At 69.7% G+C, this 16,442-nt stretch carries 20 protein-coding genes and 1 pseudogene; 9 read left to right on the top strand and 12 right to left on the bottom strand.

Annotated elements, in window-relative coordinates:
- Window positions 1–10: 10 nt before the first annotated feature.
- Window positions 11–769: an MMPL family transporter gene (locus ACQPZP_RS12605; protein ID WP_433477810.1), complete on the top strand. Its 759-nt coding sequence runs from the start codon at window positions 11–13 to the stop codon at window positions 767–769.
- 49 nt (window positions 770–818) lie between these two features.
- On the opposite strand, the gene ACQPZP_RS12600 is transcribed toward ACQPZP_RS12605, so the two are convergent.
- Entirely contained in the window at window positions 819–1,208 is a 390-nt protein-coding gene (locus ACQPZP_RS12600; protein WP_433477809.1) for an ATP-binding protein, read from the bottom strand.
- A 139-nt stretch (window positions 1,209–1,347) separates the two neighbouring features.
- Here ACQPZP_RS12600 and ACQPZP_RS12595 point away from each other — a divergent pair, with 139 nt between their 5' ends.
- Together ACQPZP_RS12595 and ACQPZP_RS12590 are read left to right on the top strand one after the other, a co-directional pair.
- Window positions 1,348–2,157, top strand: a complete 810-nt coding sequence (locus ACQPZP_RS12595; RefSeq protein WP_433477808.1) for a helix-turn-helix domain-containing protein — start codon at window positions 1,348–1,350, stop codon at window positions 2,155–2,157.
- Entirely contained in the window at window positions 2,148–2,339 is a 192-nt protein-coding gene (locus ACQPZP_RS12590) for a DUF397 domain-containing protein (RefSeq protein WP_433477807.1), read from the top strand. Before ACQPZP_RS12595 ends, ACQPZP_RS12590 begins: the two co-directional genes overlap by 10 nt.
- Before the next feature lie 552 nt (window positions 2,340–2,891).
- Here the strand turns inward: ACQPZP_RS12590 and ACQPZP_RS12585 are convergent.
- Window positions 2,892–3,062: pseudogene (locus ACQPZP_RS12585) on the bottom strand (transposase); the annotation flags it as partial.
- Between the two features lie 126 nt (window positions 3,063–3,188).
- Here ACQPZP_RS12585 and ACQPZP_RS12580 point away from each other — a divergent pair.
- Both ACQPZP_RS12580 and ACQPZP_RS12575 read left to right on the top strand, forming a co-directional pair.
- The gene (locus ACQPZP_RS12580) at window positions 3,189–3,872 is read left to right on the top strand and encodes a response regulator transcription factor (protein WP_433477806.1); all 684 of its coding nucleotides are present in this window, start codon (window positions 3,189–3,191) and stop codon (window positions 3,870–3,872) included.
- Window positions 3,869–5,299: a HAMP domain-containing sensor histidine kinase gene (locus ACQPZP_RS12575; protein WP_433477805.1), complete on the top strand. Its 1,431-nt coding sequence runs from the start codon at window positions 3,869–3,871 to the stop codon at window positions 5,297–5,299. Before ACQPZP_RS12580 ends, ACQPZP_RS12575 begins: the two co-directional genes overlap by 4 nt.
- A 226-nt stretch (window positions 5,300–5,525) precedes the next feature.
- On the opposite strand, the gene ACQPZP_RS12570 is transcribed toward ACQPZP_RS12575, so the two are convergent.
- From ACQPZP_RS12570 to ACQPZP_RS12555, 4 genes are all read right to left on the bottom strand, one after another.
- Window positions 5,526–7,616: an MMPL family transporter gene (locus ACQPZP_RS12570; protein WP_433477804.1), complete on the bottom strand. Its 2,091-nt coding sequence runs from the start codon at window positions 7,614–7,616 to the stop codon at window positions 5,526–5,528.
- A gap of 145 nt (window positions 7,617–7,761) precedes the next feature.
- Window positions 7,762–7,920 carry a hypothetical protein gene (locus tag ACQPZP_RS12565; RefSeq protein WP_433477803.1) on the bottom strand — a complete coding sequence of 53 codons (159 nt, stop codon included), beginning with the start codon at window positions 7,918–7,920 and terminating at the stop codon, window positions 7,762–7,764.
- An 80-nt stretch (window positions 7,921–8,000) separates the two neighbouring features.
- On the bottom strand, window positions 8,001–8,852 hold the full coding sequence (locus ACQPZP_RS12560; protein ID WP_433477802.1) for an NADP-dependent oxidoreductase: 852 nt from the start codon (window positions 8,850–8,852) through the stop codon (window positions 8,001–8,003).
- A 10-nt stretch (window positions 8,853–8,862) separates the two neighbouring features.
- Window positions 8,863–9,474 (bottom strand): Crp/Fnr family transcriptional regulator, encoded by a 612-nt coding sequence (locus ACQPZP_RS12555; protein WP_433477801.1) that lies wholly within the window; start codon window positions 9,472–9,474, stop codon window positions 8,863–8,865.
- Window positions 9,475–9,720: 246 nt separating this feature from the next.
- Here ACQPZP_RS12555 and ACQPZP_RS12550 point away from each other — a divergent pair, with 246 nt between their 5' ends.
- Complete coding sequence (locus tag ACQPZP_RS12550; RefSeq protein ID WP_433477800.1) at window positions 9,721–10,200, top strand: hypothetical protein; 480 nt, start codon at window positions 9,721–9,723, stop codon at window positions 10,198–10,200.
- Window positions 10,201–10,210: 10 nt separating this feature from the next.
- Here the strand turns inward: ACQPZP_RS12550 and ACQPZP_RS12545 are convergent, their stop codons facing one another.
- The 4 genes from ACQPZP_RS12545 to ACQPZP_RS12530 all read right to left on the bottom strand — a co-directional run bounded on the left by ACQPZP_RS12545 (window position 10,211) and on the right by ACQPZP_RS12530 (window position 13,534).
- Window positions 10,211–11,293, bottom strand: coding sequence for a hypothetical protein (locus tag ACQPZP_RS12545; RefSeq protein WP_433477799.1), 1,083 nt, complete (start codon window positions 11,291–11,293; stop codon window positions 10,211–10,213).
- On the bottom strand, window positions 11,286–11,864 hold the full coding sequence (locus ACQPZP_RS12540; protein ID WP_433477798.1) for an RNA polymerase sigma factor: 579 nt from the start codon (window positions 11,862–11,864) through the stop codon (window positions 11,286–11,288). Before ACQPZP_RS12540 ends, ACQPZP_RS12545 begins: the two co-directional genes overlap by 8 nt.
- 282 nt (window positions 11,865–12,146) lie before the next feature.
- Window positions 12,147–12,548, bottom strand: a complete 402-nt coding sequence (locus tag ACQPZP_RS12535; protein WP_433477797.1) for a hypothetical protein — start codon at window positions 12,546–12,548, stop codon at window positions 12,147–12,149.
- A gap of 146 nt (window positions 12,549–12,694) precedes the next feature.
- Window positions 12,695–13,534 carry a class II glutamine amidotransferase gene (locus tag ACQPZP_RS12530; protein WP_433477796.1) on the bottom strand — a complete coding sequence of 280 codons (840 nt, stop codon included), beginning with the start codon at window positions 13,532–13,534 and terminating at the stop codon, window positions 12,695–12,697.
- A 101-nt stretch (window positions 13,535–13,635) separates the two neighbouring features.
- Between ACQPZP_RS12530 and ACQPZP_RS12525 the strand changes: the two genes are divergently transcribed.
- The 3 genes from ACQPZP_RS12525 to ACQPZP_RS12515 all read left to right on the top strand — a co-directional run bounded on the left by ACQPZP_RS12525 (window position 13,636) and on the right by ACQPZP_RS12515 (window position 14,498).
- Window positions 13,636–13,857 carry a hypothetical protein gene (locus tag ACQPZP_RS12525; RefSeq protein ID WP_433477795.1) on the top strand — a complete coding sequence of 74 codons (222 nt, stop codon included), beginning with the start codon at window positions 13,636–13,638 and terminating at the stop codon, window positions 13,855–13,857.
- A gap of 3 nt (window positions 13,858–13,860) precedes the next feature.
- A complete protein-coding gene (locus tag ACQPZP_RS12520; RefSeq protein WP_433477794.1) occupies window positions 13,861–14,184 on the top strand; it encodes a DUF6191 domain-containing protein in 324 nt (107 codons plus the stop codon).
- A 143-nt stretch (window positions 14,185–14,327) separates the two neighbouring features.
- Window positions 14,328–14,498: a hypothetical protein gene (locus ACQPZP_RS12515; RefSeq protein WP_433477793.1), complete on the top strand. Its 171-nt coding sequence runs from the start codon at window positions 14,328–14,330 to the stop codon at window positions 14,496–14,498.
- Window positions 14,499–14,739: 241 nt separating this feature from the next.
- Here the strand turns inward: ACQPZP_RS12515 and ACQPZP_RS12510 are convergent, their stop codons facing one another.
- Together ACQPZP_RS12510 and dapF are read right to left on the bottom strand one after the other, a co-directional pair.
- Window positions 14,740–15,288, bottom strand: a complete 549-nt coding sequence (locus ACQPZP_RS12510; RefSeq protein ID WP_433477792.1) for a YciI family protein — start codon at window positions 15,286–15,288, stop codon at window positions 14,740–14,742.
- A gap of 69 nt (window positions 15,289–15,357) precedes the next feature.
- On the bottom strand, window positions 15,358–16,356 hold the full coding sequence (gene dapF / locus ACQPZP_RS12505; RefSeq protein ID WP_433477791.1) for a diaminopimelate epimerase: 999 nt from the start codon (window positions 16,354–16,356) through the stop codon (window positions 15,358–15,360).
- Between the last annotated feature and the right edge of the window lie 86 nt (window positions 16,357–16,442).

Raw genomic sequence — 16,442 nt, 5'->3', positions numbered from 1 at the left:
TCATTACTTTGTGTCACCACAATTAACACCCCAGCCTTCATCGGACGGCCGCCTGACCAGGTTCGACGTCGTCCTGACCTCGCCGCCCGACAGCGCGGCGGCGAGGGAGACCGTGCGCGAACTACGCGAGACCGTCCCGGACGCGTTGTTCGGGGCGAGCACCGCCGGCGAGATCGATCTCGCCGACGCCCAATCCCACGACCGGCGGGTGGTGATCCCGCTGGTCCTGGGAGTCGGGCTGCTCGTCCTGGTCGCCCTGCTCCGCGCACTGATCGCCCCGCTCCTGGTGATCGCCACGGTCGTCGCGTCGTACTTCGCCGCCCTGGGCGGAGCCTGGCTGCTGTTCCGGTACGCGTTCGGCTTCCCCGCCCTGGACATCCAGGTCGCCCTCATGGGCTTCCTGTTCATGGTCGCGCTGGGCGTGGACTACAACCTCTTCCTCGTCTCCCGCATCCGCGAGGAGGCAGGACGCACCGACCACCGCACCGGCGTCCTGCGGGGCCTGGGCGTCACCGGCGGCGTCATCTCCAGCGCCGGGCTCGTCCTGGCCGCCACGTTCGGCGTTCTGGGCGTCATGCCGATCACGATGATGGTGCAGATCGGCGTCCTGGCCTCCCTCGGAGTTCTCTTGGACACCTTCTTCGTCCGCTCCGTGATCGTCCCCGCCCTGGCCCTGGACGCGGGCCCCCGCTTCTGGTGGCCCGCCCGCCGCCGCACCACACCGCCCCGGGCGACGCAGCACACATCCGTGGATGCCATCACAGGGTGAGCGAGAAGGCGGAGGGACGGTCGCCGGGCCGCCCCTCCGCTCGTTCCCTTCACGAGTTGAGGACCGCGAAAACGACCTTGCCGACGTCGCCGGCCAGCGGCCGGGCGCCCCAGCAGCGGGTGAACCGCTCGACCACGAACAGGCCACGGCCCGACTCGCCGTTGACGTCGGCGCTCTCGATGCGCGGCATGTCGCACGTGGAGTCCTGCACCTCCACCCAGACCGCGCCGTCGCCCGTCCGCCCGATGCGGAAGATCACCTCGTCGTCCGCCGTGGTCGCGTACCGGATGGCGTTGGTGACCAGTTCACTGGCGATCAGGCACGGGACGAAGTCGTCCACGTCCCAGCCGCCCAACACGAGCCGCACGAACCGCCGCACCTCCGCCACGGCCTTGAGGTCCCGCTTGACCACCATCTCCCCATGCACCGCCTCGCCCACGACCCTCTCCTCACTGCGTGTGCCGAACACCACACATTGAGCCACTGTCCAAGGTACGGTGGTGCTTACCCGATTAGGTCGGTAGACGCTGGTAAGTCACTGTCTGGTTCGGACAGATGCCATAGGAAGGCAAAGGGCCATGCCCCCACGTCGTCAGCGCCCCCGCGAGTCCCCTGCACTCGTCGCGTTCGGCCGTCAGATGCGTCGATTGCGAGAAGCCAAGGGGGTCAAGCAGGAGACCGTCGCACACTTGACGAACCTGAGCGGCGCGCAGGTGAGCCGAATCGAAGCCGGTAAGAGGCGCGCAAGCCGATCTTTCGCGGAAATCGTGGACGACTACATGGAAGCTGGCGGCGCACTGATCAGCCTGTGGGAGGACCTGAACAAGGACGGACACCCCGTTCCGATCTGGTTCGACTGGCCCAAGATCGAGGCAGACGCGGCGATGCTGGTTTCTTGGGAACCCATGCTGGTCAACGGCCTCGCACAGACCCCGGCTTATGCGTCGGCCTTGCTTCGCGGCAACCAGGAGGCGGTCGACGCACGGATACAGCGTCAGGAGATCCTTACCGGCAACGACGAGGCAACTCTGCCCAGCCTCGTGCTACTCATTGACGAGCAGGCGCTTCACCGGCGGGTCGGCACACCCGAGACCATGAAAGAGCAGCTTGAGCACCTCCTGGACCTGAGCATGTTGCCCAATGTCACGATTCAAGTAGTGTTGGCAAGCGGCGAGCATGACGGCAACTCAGGCGGGTTCATGGTCGCGACGATGGATGATCGAAGCGAGATCGCTTACGTCGAGACGGCCATACGCGCCATCACGACAGACGACCCCACAGACCTCTCCATCATGGCGCGGACCCTGATCGCTCTTCGTTCACGGACTCTCACGGAAGAGATGTCACGTGAACTGATTAGAAAGGTGGTCCAAGAAAAGTGGACCTGAGGAACGCCAACTGGCGCAAGAGCACCTACACCACGTCCAACGGCGGCAACTGCGTTGAACTGGCGGGGCTCCCGGGTGTGGTGGCGGTGCGGGACAGCAAGGACCCCGACGGGCCCGTCCTGCTCCTGACCCGCGAAGCCCTGCGCACGGCCGTCCAGGCGGCCGCCCGGACGGCCGCCTGAGCCCCACCAACCGACCCCCTGAGCCCTCCAACCCTCACCACCGAGGGTCGGGGGGCCTTTCCGTCCCGGCAGCCATTTGTCCTCACCGCTGTCCGGCTCATACCGCCACGCGCCACATGGATTCCGCGCGCCATGGACATCCAATGGACATGGACCCGAGCAACCCCCAATGGCGCAAGAGCAAGCACAGCACGTGCAGTGGCGCCAATTGACGTTGAGTTGGCTGAGCTCGCTGATGCGGTGGCGGTGCGGCCGCCCAAGCCGACGTTGCCGTCCTTGTTCACTGTCCGGTCGACCTCGACCGGCCCCCGGCACCGTCAGGTCGTGCCCGCTGCCGGGCGAACCGGTCGCCGACGCCACGCGGTCACGCTGAGAACGATCTTGGGTTGGGGTATGAGGGATCGGTTCGAGCCGTGCCGCCAACCGGGGTGAGCCGAGTCGTGGACCGTCCACAGCGCCCGGACGGTCCCGCATCCCCGAGGGGACGTTACGTTCGGCGCCAGGTTCCGTCCGCTGACCAGTGGCGATGTCGCTCATAGCAGGTCTTCCACGCCCGAACCGTTCCGGCAGGTCCCGCCATGGCACCCCCGTCCGAACCCGGTCCAAGATGCCCGACACCACCCGCCGGTGATCGGCTCACTGACCACCACGACCACCACAAGACGGCAGGAGCGGCGCAAGCCGCTCCCACTCCGCATCAGTCAGCTCGAACCGCCGCGTCACCGACCAACAACTACTGGTCCGATAGATCAAGATCTATCGGACACGCCCTAATCCTGGCCTCAGGTTGATCGGGGACAATGAGCGGCAAAAGCATCGACTGGAAGGGGGCGGGCCGGCGTGCGGATCATGATCGCGGATGATGAGAGGGCCATCCGTGAGTCGCTGGAGCGGGTGCTCCAGGTCGAGGGTTACGACACCAGCACCGTCGCCAACGGTCTCGCCGTGCTCGACGGGGTCGGTGGGGCCGGCGGTGACACGCTGGATCTGCTGATCCTCGACGTGATGATGCCCCGCCTCGGCGGGTTGGAGACCTGCCGGCGGTTGCGGGCCGCGGGCCGGGATCTGCCGGTGCTGATGCTGACCGCCCGCGACCAGGTCTCCGACCGGGTCGCGGGGCTGGACGCGGGCGCCGACGACTACCTGCCCAAGCCGTTCGCCACCGAGGAGTTGCTGGCCCGGGTGCGGGCCCTGCTGCGCCGGCGCACGCCGCCCGACGGGGAGTCGCAGATCCTGTCGTTCGCCGACGTCCGGCTCGATCCCGACAGGTTCGAGGCGTGGCGGGGCGGGCGGCCGCTGCGCCTGACCCGGACCGAGTTCTCCCTCCTGCAGGTCCTCGTGCGCAACGCGACCCGGGTCTTGACCCGCGACGCGCTGTTCGAGGCGGTCTGGGGCTTCGACATGAGCGCCACCGCCAACAACCTCCAGGTATACGTGAGCTACCTGCGCCGCAAGATGGAGGCCGAGGGTGAGCCGCGATTGATCTACACGCTGCGCGGCCTGGGATACACGTTGCGGGAGACTCCTCCGTGAGCAGGCCCGCCGGCCGGGAACCGCGTCGGCCGACCCGATGGTGGCGCCGGCGGTCCCTGCGGACCAGGCTGACGGTGATCGCGGCGACGGCCATCGCGGTCAGCGTGTTCGTGGCCTTCCAGGTGGGCATCGAGCTACTGAACTGGCAGCTGCAGGACACCGCCGAGAATCAGCTGCGCGCCGACTCCCGCGTCCTGGCGGCGAACGCGGAGCGCGCCGGTCTGGCGCAGGTCCAGCTACCGCCGTATCCCGGATCCGGTCGGCTGGTGCGGGTCATCCTGCCCGACGGCTCGACCCGGACGCCGGCCGGCCAACCCGCGCTGCCCCCGGTCAGCGAGCACGCCGGGCGCGTGGCGCAGGGCGCGTCGGCCGATCTGATGGAGTCGAACGACAGCGACGGCTACTTCATCTACACGCTGCGGGCGGGCGACGGCGCGGTCCAGGTGGCCCGCGTCACCGACGACGACAGCCCGATCACCCGGTTCGGGTTGGGCATGCTGCTGATCGGGCTGCTCTGCGTGGTCGGCGGCGCCCTTGTCGGGCGGACCGTGGCGCGGACCGGGCTGGCACCGATCGACCGGCTGACCGCCGCCGCGGTACGTGTCGCGCACACCCGGGATCTCGACGCCGACATCCCGGATGAGGGCGGTGGCGAGATCCGGCGGCTGATCCAGTCGATCAACGACATGCTCGCCGCGCTCCGGGACTCCCGGCGGGCCCAGCGGCTGCTCGCCGAGGACGCCGCCCACGAGCTCAAGACCCCGCTCACCAGCCTGCGCCTCAACGTCGAGCTGCTGATCCGGCTCGATCGGCACGGCACCCTGGACAGCGCACTGCCGGCGGAGAGCCGGACCCGGCTGCTCAACGATCTCGGCGCCCAGGTGGCCGAGTTGAGCACCCTTGCCGCCGAGCTGACCGACCTGGCGCGCGGTGACGTCGGCGACGAGAGCACCGAGCTGCTCGACCTCGCCGACGTGGTGGTGGCCGCCGCGACCCGGGCGCGTTCCCGCGTGCCCGACATCGAGGTTGCGCTCGACGTGACCTCCGTGTGGGTGAGCGGGCGTCCCGCTGCGCTCCAGCGGGCGGTGCTCAACCTCGTCGACAACGCCGGCAAGTGGTCCCCCGCGGACCAGCCGGTCCAGGTCCGGCTCCGTGCCGAGGGCGCGTCGGCGGTGCTCGAGGTCGACGACGCCGGGCCGGGCATCGACGCCGCCGACGTACCGCGGGTGTTCGACCGGTTCTACCGTGCCGACGGCGCCCGGGCGTTGCCGGGATCCGGTCTGGGGCTGTCGATCGTGCAGCGGGTCGTCGACGCCCACGGCGGCCGGGCCACCGTCGCCCGCTCCGCACGCGGTGGCGCGCTGCTTCGGGTCGACCTTCCGGCCGCGGCCCCGCCCGCCCCGATCGCGCGGCTCACCGCCGGGTAGGACACCGCGGTGCGCCGACCCGCCCCGGGGGGCGCGGCGCAGGACAAGGGACGGCGGCCCTCGGGCATGGCCCCGCGCGGCTCACCGTCGGGGCAGGACACCGCGGTGCGCCGACCCCAAGCCCCGGCCGCACGCGCAGGGCCAAAGGGCGGCGACCGTCGGGCCCATGAAAAAGATCCGGGACGGGCCTGGGTCCCCGTCCCGGATCTCGTCCGTGCCGCCGCGCTCACCGTTGCAGCGTGGGCTCCTCGTCGTCGGCGAGCGACTGTTGACCGTCCGGCAGCTCCGCCGCTGGACGGGACAGCCGGCTCGGCCACCAGATCCGCCGGCCGATGAGCAGGGTGAGGGCGGGCACCAGGACCGACCGCACCAGCAGGGCGTCGAGCAGCACGCCGAAGGCGACCAGGAACCCGACCTCGATCAGCATCACCAGCGGAAGTGTGGCGAGGACCGCGAACGTGGCCGCCAGGACCAGGCCTGCCGAGGTGATGACGCCACCGGTGGCGGAGAGGGCTTTGAGCATGCCCTCTCTGGTGCCGAGACGCACGGTCTCCTCCCGGGCCCGGCTGGCCAGGAAGATGTTGTAGTCGACGCCGAGCGCCACCAGGAACAGGAATGCCAGCAGCGGCACCGAATAGTCGATCCCCTTGAACCCGAGGATCGTGTCGAAGACGAACACGCTGCCGCCGAAGGCTGCGGTGAATGAGACGATCACGGTGGCCATCAGGACCAGCGGGGCCACGATCGCGCGCAGCAGCAGCCCGAGGACGATCAGGACGACGGCGAGCACCAGCGGGATCACCAGCTTCTCGTCGCGGCTGGTGGTCACCTCGGTGTCGAGGTTCTCCGCACTCGGCCCGCCGACGATCGCCTCCGCCCCGCTCACCGCGTGCACGGCGGTGCGCACCCGCTTGATCGTGTCGTACTCTGCGACGGTGTCCGGCGCGTCCGTCGGGAACACGGAGATGTCGGCCCAGCCACCGCTGGTCTGACCCGGGATGGCCAGGGTCACACCGCGAGTGCCCTTGACGATGTCGAGCACCCGCTCCTGGTACGCCGGCCGCGTGAAGATCGTCATCGGCTGGCCGCCGAGCTCCGGGAAGTGCTGGCGGAGAACGGTGAAGCCGGTGACCGACTCCGGCGCGGACAGGAACTGGTCCTGCTCCCGCAGGGCGCCGGTGTTGCCCGCCAGCCCGATGGCGAGCACGCCGAGGACTCCGAGCGAGCCGAGCGCCGCCACCCACCGGCGGCGGCTGATGGCGGTGCCGAGCCGTCCCCACAGCCCCGGCTTCTCCTCCACGGCCGTGCTGAACCGCGGGATGGCCGGCCAGAAGATCCGCCTGCCGAGCACCACGAGCACCGCCGGGAACAGCGTCAGCATGGCCACCAGCGCGCACAGGATGCCGGCCGCACCGATCGGGCCCAACCCGCTGGTGCTGTTCAGGTCCGCGACGAGCAGGCAGAGCAGGCCGGCGACCACGGTGGCCGCGGACGCGACGATGGCCGGCGCCGCGCCGCGTAGCGCGTGGACCATCGCGACCCGGACGTTCTCGTGGTGGCGCAGTGTCTCCCGGTACCGGGCGATGAGCAACAGCGCGTAGTCCGTGCCGACGCCGAATACCAGGATCGTCAGGAGCGCCGAGTTCTGGTCGTTGACCACGATGCCGAAGCCCTTGACGAGCAGGTAGACGGTCGCCATCGCGGTCAGTGCGGCCGCGCCCACGGCCACCAGCGGGATGAACCACAACACCGGGCTGCGGTAGGTGAGGATGAGCAGGAGCGTGACGACGACGACGGTGGTGAGCAAGACCTGCAGGTCGATGCCGTCGAAGACGGCGTCCATGTCGCCGTCGACCGCGGCCGGGCCGGTCACGTCGAGTTCCAGGCCGGCGGGGCGGTCCTTCGCGGCGTCACGCAACGGGCCGACGATGGCCTCCGGTCCGCCGTAGGTCGTGCTCACCGGGAGGGTGAACATCATCGCCTTGCCGTCGGTGGAGGATCTCGTCGGTGGGCCCTCGTCCTCGCCGCCGGCCGGGGCCGCCACCTTCGGCGGGTACCGCTTGGCAAGGGTGTTGTAGTGGCGCTCGACCGTCGCGCGGTCGGCGTCGGTCATGCCGCCGGCGCGGTGGTACACGAAGACGAACGTGTTGTCGTCCCCGGCGGGGAGACCGTCCTCCAGCACCGCCACCTTGGTGGACTCGGCACTGGCCGGCAGGGTGTCCGCGGCGCTGTCGGTGGTGACCGAGCTCAACTTTCCGCTCAGCGGCACCATGAAGGCCGCCAGCACCACCCACATGCCGATCACCAACCACGGCACCCACCGACCGGCTAACCGACCGGCCGGCGCTTCCCCGGACGGCGCTGCGTTGACTGCCATCACTGGCCTCCTACATACGGGTTACATCGCTTGTCTGATGCCTGCTTCCTACCGAGCGAACCTGAGACGACGGTTAATACGGCGCTCAGGCGGGTTGGCCGAACCAGGTGCCCAGCGCACGCACCAGCGTGGTGGCGTCGAGGCCCTGCCCGGTAGGCAAGGCCCAGGCGACACAGCCGTCGGGCCGGATGAGTGCACCGCACTCGAACCTGGCGTGTGCCGCGCACCGTATGGCCGATGACATCGAGGTAGAGCGCCACCACCATGAGACCGTGGAGCTGACGGTGGGGGAACTCCGTGAGGCTTTGAACGGGACTCTGACGGTCAGGGGATTAGTACCAGCTTGCCGCGCACGCCGCCGACGGCGAGCCGCCGGTGGGCCTGTGCCGCGTTTTCCAGTGGCAGCCGCTCCGCGACCCGGGTGGTGAGCTCGCCCGCGGCCGCCAGCTTTGACAGCTCGGCGAGTTGACCACCATCGGGCTCCACGAGCACGGTGATCGGCTCGATCCCGCGCGCTGAGGCGAACTGGCCATCCGGGACCCAGAATTCCGGAACCACTGTGACGTACCGTCCGCCATCGCGTACCGCCGCGAAGGCCTTCTTGGCGGTGATGCCTCCGATTACGTCCAGGGCCGCGTCGGCCGGTCCTTGGGTCACGAGCTTCACGCCCTGCCGTGCGGCGAGTTGCGTGGCGAATCCGCCGACCGCACCCAGCGGGCCGTTCACCAGCAGCCGGTCGCCAGGGGCGAGATCCAGCACTGCGAGCGCCTGCCGTGCGGTCAGTCCGGCGAGCGGAAGGCTCGCCGCATGCGCCCAGTCCAGCCCGGCCGGCGCGGGAGCCACGTAACCCGCGGGAAGCGTGACGTATTGGGCGTATCCACCGGCCTGGGTCTGTGAGTGGGCGGTGACGGCGATGACCGCAGTGCCCACCGGAAGGTCGGCCGTACCCACCTCGATGGTGCCGGCCACGTCCCAGCCAGGGACGAGGGGAAACCGGACCGGCTCCCGCCACCGGTATCGCCCTTCACGCATGCCGAGATCCGGCGGGTTCACCGCCGCTGCGGCCACCCGGATCAGCACTTCGCCTTCGGCGGGCTCACGGACCGGCAGTTCAGTGAGGGTGAGGTTCTCCGCAGGACCGAACTGCTCGACCGCCGCGGCGCGCATGGTCGTCATGACCACGACGCTAGGAACGAACGGCGGCCGTGTCGTTAACCGAGATCAACCTTGTGCGGATCCTGCTCAGCGCGACCGGGGTGACTCCGACATAGGACGCGATCTGCCGCTGAGTGAGGCGCCGGGCCAGGTCGGCGTGTTCGGTGACGAAACTGAGATACCGGGTGGCCGCGTCGTCGAGCAGCAGCTCTCTCTGGCGGCGTTCCTGCCGCACGTACAGCTCCTCGGTGAGCCGGCGGGTCAGCTCCCGCCAGCACTGGTGCCCCGCCCGCAGTTGCTCGAAGGCCGCGCGGGAGGCCACAAGCAGGGAACATGGCTCCAGTGCCTGGATGGACACGTCCGCCGACTCACCGCGCAGCGCCGCACTGTAGGCGCACACGAGTTGGTTCTCCGCCCGGAACCCGTGGGCACGTTCCACCCCGTCGGGGCCGGTGTAGTAGAGACGAACCAGACCCCGCCCGATGAAGGCGACGCGATCCGTCCGATCCCCGGCCCGGGTCAGGAACCCCCCTCTAGGCACGCTGACCGGCCTGAACACTTGCCGCGTCTTCGCAAGCTCGTCAGAGGGGAACTCGCACCATCCACCCAAGAACGCGTCAAACTGGTCGAAGAGGTCTGGCATCAACGGTTCCTTCCCTGGTCGCCGCAGGATCCGGCTCCATGAAGAGGCTATGCGGTCGCGCCCGGGCTGGCGCGTACCAGCCGTTTCACTGCCAGGTTTCCGGAAGGGGCGGGATCCGCTCGTCACGGGTGTGATCGTTTGTTGGAAAGCTCTGGCCAGCGGTGAAGCTGATCTGAAGCCGATCTGAAGCCGCCGCGGTATTCCCTGGTGCTGCCTGCTCCCTGACCGCTGCACAAAGGGGAAAAAATGAAGAGCGTGAAATGGGCATCCATCACTGCCCTGGCCGCAGCCCTCCTGACCGGCCTGACACCCTCCGCATCAGCACAGGCGGCGTATCACAATTACGTTCACAACACAGGCACGGTCGGCATCGGTGCCATCCAGTTCTGGGACGGCTATTACAAACACGCCCCCGGTTACGATGACATCATCCCGGGCGGGAGCTGGTCGGGGTACAGGCCGGGGACTGCCGGCTTCTACGTCGGGCCGGGGTACTGCGTGAGAATCCGCGGCTGGAATAACGGGAGTCCGAGTTCTCCCCCACCTCCTTCGGCATACACGGACCCCCAGGTCGTCGGGACCGGGTGGTGGGAGTTCATGGATCTTCACGAGGGCTACGACGTGAAGGCTTTGCGTACCAGCGATCCAGGCTGCGACCCGTCATACTTCGACATCCTGGTCAAACCTGGGAACCCCTGGCCGGACCGGGTTCAGACGGGCCGGTAGCATCCCCTCTTCAATCGCGGGGAGGCGTCTCGTTCGTCCAGCCCTCGCTGAGCGTGCAGGTGTAGTCGAAGCGCAGCCCTGGCCGCATCCCGGTCTTGCCCGCCTTCTTGAGGACCATCTGGTCGCCGAGCACGTCGTTGGTGTTCGGGTCCAGGACGAGCTGGTACTCCACGACCGACCCGTCGGCCCGTTCGACCCACGGCGCGGCCAGGCCCACGCCCGTACGGTCGCACGCGTCCTGGACCGTCCCGATGGACCGGATGCCGGACAGCCCGGCCAGCATCCGCAGCACAGCTGCGCGCGACTTCGGCGCCGCCAGCTTGTCACCGATGTAGCGGGCCCCGGTCATCAGCTCGTTGGCGCTGCCGTCCACAAAGCCGGCGTCACGGCGTACCAGCGCGACGAACGCGGCCGGGTCCGCACCGGAGGCGATCCGGGATTCCACGCTCGGCGGATCGGTGCTCGGATCCAGGATGTAGCCGGGTCGGTGCGGCTCCAGCGGCTTGCCGTCCCTGGTCAGGTCGCGGCGGTCACCGTCGGCTTCGGCCCGCCAGCGCGTCGGGGACCCGGCCTTGCGCCACGCCGCCATGTCCTGCGGCGTCCGCGGCCCCACCGGATTGGCCTTCTCTGCGAAGTGGCCGCGGCCCGGTCCGGTGCCCGGCTGCCAGGCGTCGCTCTCCACTTCCGTGTAGATCACGTAGCCCCCGTCCTTGGAGACGACGTGCCACGCCTGCCCCCGGAGCGTGCGCTGCCGCCAGAAGCGGCCCGCCTTCGGCGGCGTCCCGGCCTCCAGCTTCGTCGCGGCGGCCAGCAGGAACGTCCGCGCCTGGAGGTGCTGCTCCGCCGCCTGCTCCTTGGGCAGCACCAGGGTCGCGCCCTCGCCCCCGAGGGATGCGGCCGCGACCACGGCGGCGGCGGTGGCAGCGGCGGCCAAGCCCAGCCCGAACCCGAACCGGCTCCGCCACGGCCGCCTGCGCGGCTCTGGAACGGTCGGCCGCATCAGCTCCTCCAGGCGGCGCCGCCCCTCACCGGTCTCCAGGGCCGACGGGCCTCCCTCGTCGAACGTCTCCGCGAGCATTGTCAGCTCATCCATGGGACTCCTCCTCGTCCGTGTGATCGATCCGGCCCAGTGCCTCCCGCAGCTTCCTTCGAGCCCGGCTCATCCGCGATCCGACCGTTCCCCCGGGAATCTCCAGCGCCGCCGCGGCCTCCTCGTAGCCGAGGCCGCCTACCGCTACGAGCAGCAGCACGTCCCGATCGCCCTCGGTCAGCGCGGCCACGGCCGCCGCCAGCCGAGGGCGCATGCCCTCGGCGGTGAGGCGCTCCACGACCCGTTCCTCGTGCCCGGCGGCCGCGGCCCCCGTGCCGAGACGGGCGATCGCCGCCAAGCGGCGGTTCTCGGTGCGCCGGTGCTGGCCGACAAGGTTGGTGGCGATGCCGTACAGCCAGGGCCGCAGGGCGCCACGCGCCGGGTCGAACCGGTCCCGGTAGCGGTACGCGGCCAGGAACGTCTCAGCGGCGATGTCGGCGGCGTCGTCGCGGCCGAGCCGAGCCGCCACGTACCTGTAGATCTGGGGGAAGTACTCGTCGTAGATCTCGGCGAATCGGTCGGGTTCATGCCAAGACCCTTTTGGCGCGCGTACGGCGCGCGTCGAGGGTGTCACGGGTGGTTCCCTGTCATATCTGGCCTTCCAGACACGTATCGGCGGTCACCCTCTTGTAAGCCGGAACCCGGAATCTTCTTCACGGGTGCGCTCCGGACGGCCGCCCAGCCGGCACCACGGAGCGCGTGGAGAGTGCGGGACGACCTCGCTCCCTGATGGCAGGCTCCCTGAAAAGGGCGGTCTTCGTGGCATTTCTGGTCGGCCGTCGACCTGGCAAAACAAACAGGAGCCCGGCGGGCGGGCTCCTGCGGATGGGTCCGGCGGATGGGGATCCGCCGGAGGTCAGTCCCTGGCGGGTCGGCCTTTGACGGCGCCGACGATGCTGCCGAGGACGGACGAGTCGATGATTCCGCCCAGGAAGACACCGAGGACGTAGGCGCCGCCCCCGATGATGGACCCGGCGATCGCCCTCGGGGCGTCGTCGAGCAGGGGCGACATCAGGAAGACGATCTCGACGCCGATCACGTAGCCGATGATGCTGCCGATGACCCTCTCAGTGCGGAAACGGCGGTCGGCGAGGCTGCTGAAGAAGGCAGCGAAGCCGCAGTAGATGCCCGCCAGAACACCGTCAGTGATCGCGATGGGAGCGCTCGCGTGTACGGGGCCGTACATGGCGAGCCCGCCGAGCACGCCGACAGTGACTCCGAGGACGGCGGCGACGGCGGCGCGAGCAGGGTGTCGCATGGTGGTACTCCTGTTCTTTGAGCGGGTGCCCGAGCTGTGCACGGGCACCGGTTGTGGTTTGGTCGGCCGCCTGCGTTGACCGCAGGTACCGCCTTCGACCGTTCGGAAGATGGCAAGCAGCGCAAGCCGATCAGCGGGCCATCCCGCTATGCGGGCGGTGCGGGATGGAACGGGTGTACCTCGTGCATCCCGTCTTCGATCACGATGTACGTCGACTCGGGCACCTCGTTCCACACGCCGGGCAGGTCTCGCAGCGGCTCGGAAACGACGAGCCGCGCGTCGTCCGACAGCTGCTCCCGGGCGAAGCTCTCCGGATGCAGTTGCCGGAGACTGCGCGCTTCGGTGCTGTAGAAAAGGGACCGCGACCGTTTCTCGCTGGAGTACCGGAAGGACCACAACCGCACACCGTCAGATGTCGCGATGGTCATCTGGATCGGGTGCTCGACGCCGTGCTCCCGCCCGGTCGCCTCGACCAGACCGACCATCCGCTCCACCGCCGCCGGTGGGTCCTCGCGAAGCCCGAAGGTGAGCGCGAGGAAGAACATGACCTCCGAATCCGTCGAGCCCTGGATCGCCGGGTAGAGCTCCGGGTCGACGGCGAATACAAGATCGCGTTTGAGGCGGTCGAAGTCGGCGATCGCCCCGTTGTGCATCCACAGCCACCGGCCGTGGCGGAAGGGGTGGCAGTTGGTCTGCTGCACCGCTGATCCGGTGGAGGCGCGAATGTGCGCGAAGAACAGTCGCGATCGGAAGTGGCCGGCGAGCTCGCGCAGGTTCAGGTCGCTCCACGCCGGTACGACGCTCCGGACCACCGTGGGAGGGACGTCGCTGCCGTCTCCGTACAGGCCCAGACCGTGCCCGTCGCCGTTGGTGGTCTCGGCTCCCAGCCGGGCAAAGCGGCTCTGCTCGATCAGCGAATGCTCCGGTTGGAAGAGGAGTTCGTCGAGAAGGATCGGCGAACCGCTGTAGGCAAGCCATCGGCACATGCGTGCCCCCTACCCTCGATCGCCGCTACCCACCAGCAGGGATGCTGCCGCTGCCTGCTCAGGGCCCCTCCCGCCGCCGCCCGTGGGTGGCATGCACGGCGGTGAAGCTTGTCGACGATCACGCCTGTCGTCGCCGGCCGGCCCTCTGCCCATCAACCGCCGGCCGCCAGATCGGCCGTCCCGTCGCATACTCTGAGGACAAGATCGAGTACGTCCGCCTCTTGAGGGCTCAGGTCGGCTCCCTTGGCGTCATCGCCGCCAAGACCGGGATCCCCAAGACCTCCCTGCATCGCTACCTGACCCCCACTGCCCAGGAGGCTTGAACGATGGCGGCATACGCAGCGGCACTGCCCGCCCTGGCCGGCGTGCTCCTGACCCTGGCCGGCATGGAATTGGCCTGGAAACGCTTCACCGGCCGCGGACTGCTGCCCTGGCTACGCGGCCGCTCGGGCACCCCGCTGTCGGCGACCGGCTTCGAAGAGTTCACCGCGATCTTTCAGGGCAGCAAACGCACCGAACTCGCCCACCGCCAGACCCAGCTGGTGCTCCGCCACGACGAGAGCGACGGCGCGCCGCCGACCACCCGGATCGACCTCGACCGGGGCATCGCCGTCATCACCCAACCGCGTCCTGGCGACGAGGCACGCTGACCCCGTCCTGGCCCACTGATCCGCCTAGGGCACCTGCGTGTGCACCGCGGCGAACCGGCTGATGAAACCGTCCGCTCGTTTCCGCGCGCCGGGGTAGGCAACCAGCTGATCATTCCGTGGGTCGACGACGGTGTGATCGCACGGTGGGGCCGGCGGTGGAGTCGTCGTCGGGATGGGATGACGGCCTGCTCCCCTTCCTGGAGGCCGTGGAGGACCGGCGGGTTCCTCTGGACCCCAAGACGGTCGAAGGCGTGATCATCCGAGGGGGCCGCGTCCGCTGCCTGGACGACAGCTCCTTGCAGAAGGAGCTGTAGACCGCGACTGGCCTGAACCGAGCAGCAACACACAGGACCGGTCTGTCCCCAACGGGCAGGCCGGTCCTTTAGTTCGAACCTCCACACCGGCGTTTGGAAGGCGACGGTGCCGCTGTGGGCAAGCCATCCGCACATGCGTGGTCCCTACCCGGGTCGCCGCTGCCCGCCAGCTCCCCCGCCCGGCCGCGCTGGCGCACGCCGGTCAAGCGATGGCGGCGGAGGTCACGGTGCTTGGGAGCCGTTATCGGCGGCCGCCGAACTCCCAGGGGTGGACTTCGATGGCGGCGTATCGGTCAGGGGTCAGGACGGCGCGGGCCGTGTCCACGTCCGGTGCGCGGACCAGTGCCGCCGTCCCCAGCCAGGTGGCGCCGTCGTCCGACAGCAGCGGCCCGTACGCGATCAGCTCGTCCCGGACGGACGGCACGGCGAGGTCGGCGGCCTCCCCCGAGCCGAGGCCGAGCACCAGGAAGCGGCTGCCGCCGGTCCGGCCGCCGGGGAAGTCCCACATGGTGCGGCCCAGCGCGTTGCGCCACCGGCGCACCAGCACGTCTCGGTAGACGCCGGCCTGGTAGCCGGGCTCGTCGAAGGCGAATGCGCGGGCGGCGGCCGCGTCCGGCAGGTCGACGATGTGCACGCTGCCGGTGGCCGTCTCACCGTCGGCGGTGAGGGTCGGGCCGCGGGCGATCATCTCCTTCGCGTACCCGTCCATGTAGGACCAGTGCTCTTCCAGCAGCTCGTAGCGCAATGCCATCGAGCCGGGCCGGTCGCGGTGGTAGACGAAGAACTCCATGTCCGCAGTCTTCACCACACCCGGCCGGACACGTCGGGAACCCGCCATCCCGGTGGGAGGTCGGCGGGGTCAGATGGTGGGGTTCACTCCGGCGGCGGCGAGGACCTCGCGGTGCTCCCGGTACAGCGCGTCGAACGCGGCGATCTCCGCGTCGTCGTCCTCCCGCGTGAAGGCGAGCGGCCCGTCCCCGGCCAGGTCGTCCGGGTCGAACTCGGCGCGGTAGACGATCGTGGCGTTGCCCTCCAGGACCGGCTGCCACCGGCCGTCCCGCTCCTGCAGCCACGACCGGGCGACGCCGCCCGGGTTGCGCACCCGCACCGGCACGTCCGGCGCGACCCGGCCGAGCCGCGACAGCACCGCGCGGGACGCCGCGACGCCGGAGCCGCAGCTCTGCGTCAGCCCGGCGCCGCGCTCGTACGTCTGCGCGTAGACCTCGGACGAGTCCGCGCTCAGCGGCAGGACGAAGCTGACGTTCGCGCCGAGCGGGAAGACCTCCGGGGTGTCCGCCACCCGCAGGCCGGTCTTCACCAGGTCCCCTTCGTCATAGGCGTCGATGACGCTGACCAGGTGCGAGTTCGGCACGGCCACCGCGGTCGCCGGCAGCGACGCATGGTAGGACTCCAGGGCCTGCTCGACCACCGGGGACGGGACGCCGGCGACGATCGGGTCGGCCGGTGAGAAGTCGACCGGCGGCAGCTCCACCGCGGTCTGCCGCACGCCGTGCGGCGTCAGGCCCGCGTCGCGCACCGTGAACGCGTAGGGGCCGGTGTGCAGGACGATCTGCTCGGCGTCGTAGCGGTCCAGCAGCAGCCTGCCGGCCCCGCGCATCCCGTTGCCGCAGAGCAGCGCCGCGGACCCGTCCGGGTTGAAGAACCAGGCCCGGCCCGTCCCGTCGCCGTCGTCGGCCACGAAGTACACGCCGTCCGATCCGAGCCCCAGCTTCCGGTCGCACAGCCGCTCCACCGCACTGGTGAGCCGCCCGCCCGGAAAGCGGTCCTCGGGCGCGCCCTCGATGACCAGGATGTCGTTACGACTCCCGTGGATCTTGGTGACCGGCAACTGCGACATGACGCCTTCCGACGCGATTCCCCTGATGAAGCCCCCGACCGGCCCATGCTACCCGTCCGGTCCACGCCCCCATCGGGCCGATCGCG

The sequence above is a fragment of the Spirillospora sp. CA-142024 genome (assembly GCF_050942325.1).
Taxonomy (GTDB): domain Bacteria; phylum Actinomycetota; class Actinomycetes; order Streptosporangiales; family Streptosporangiaceae; genus Spirillospora.
The sequence above is the reverse complement of the archived record's forward strand: the minus strand, read 5'-3'. Positions and strand labels throughout refer to the sequence as shown.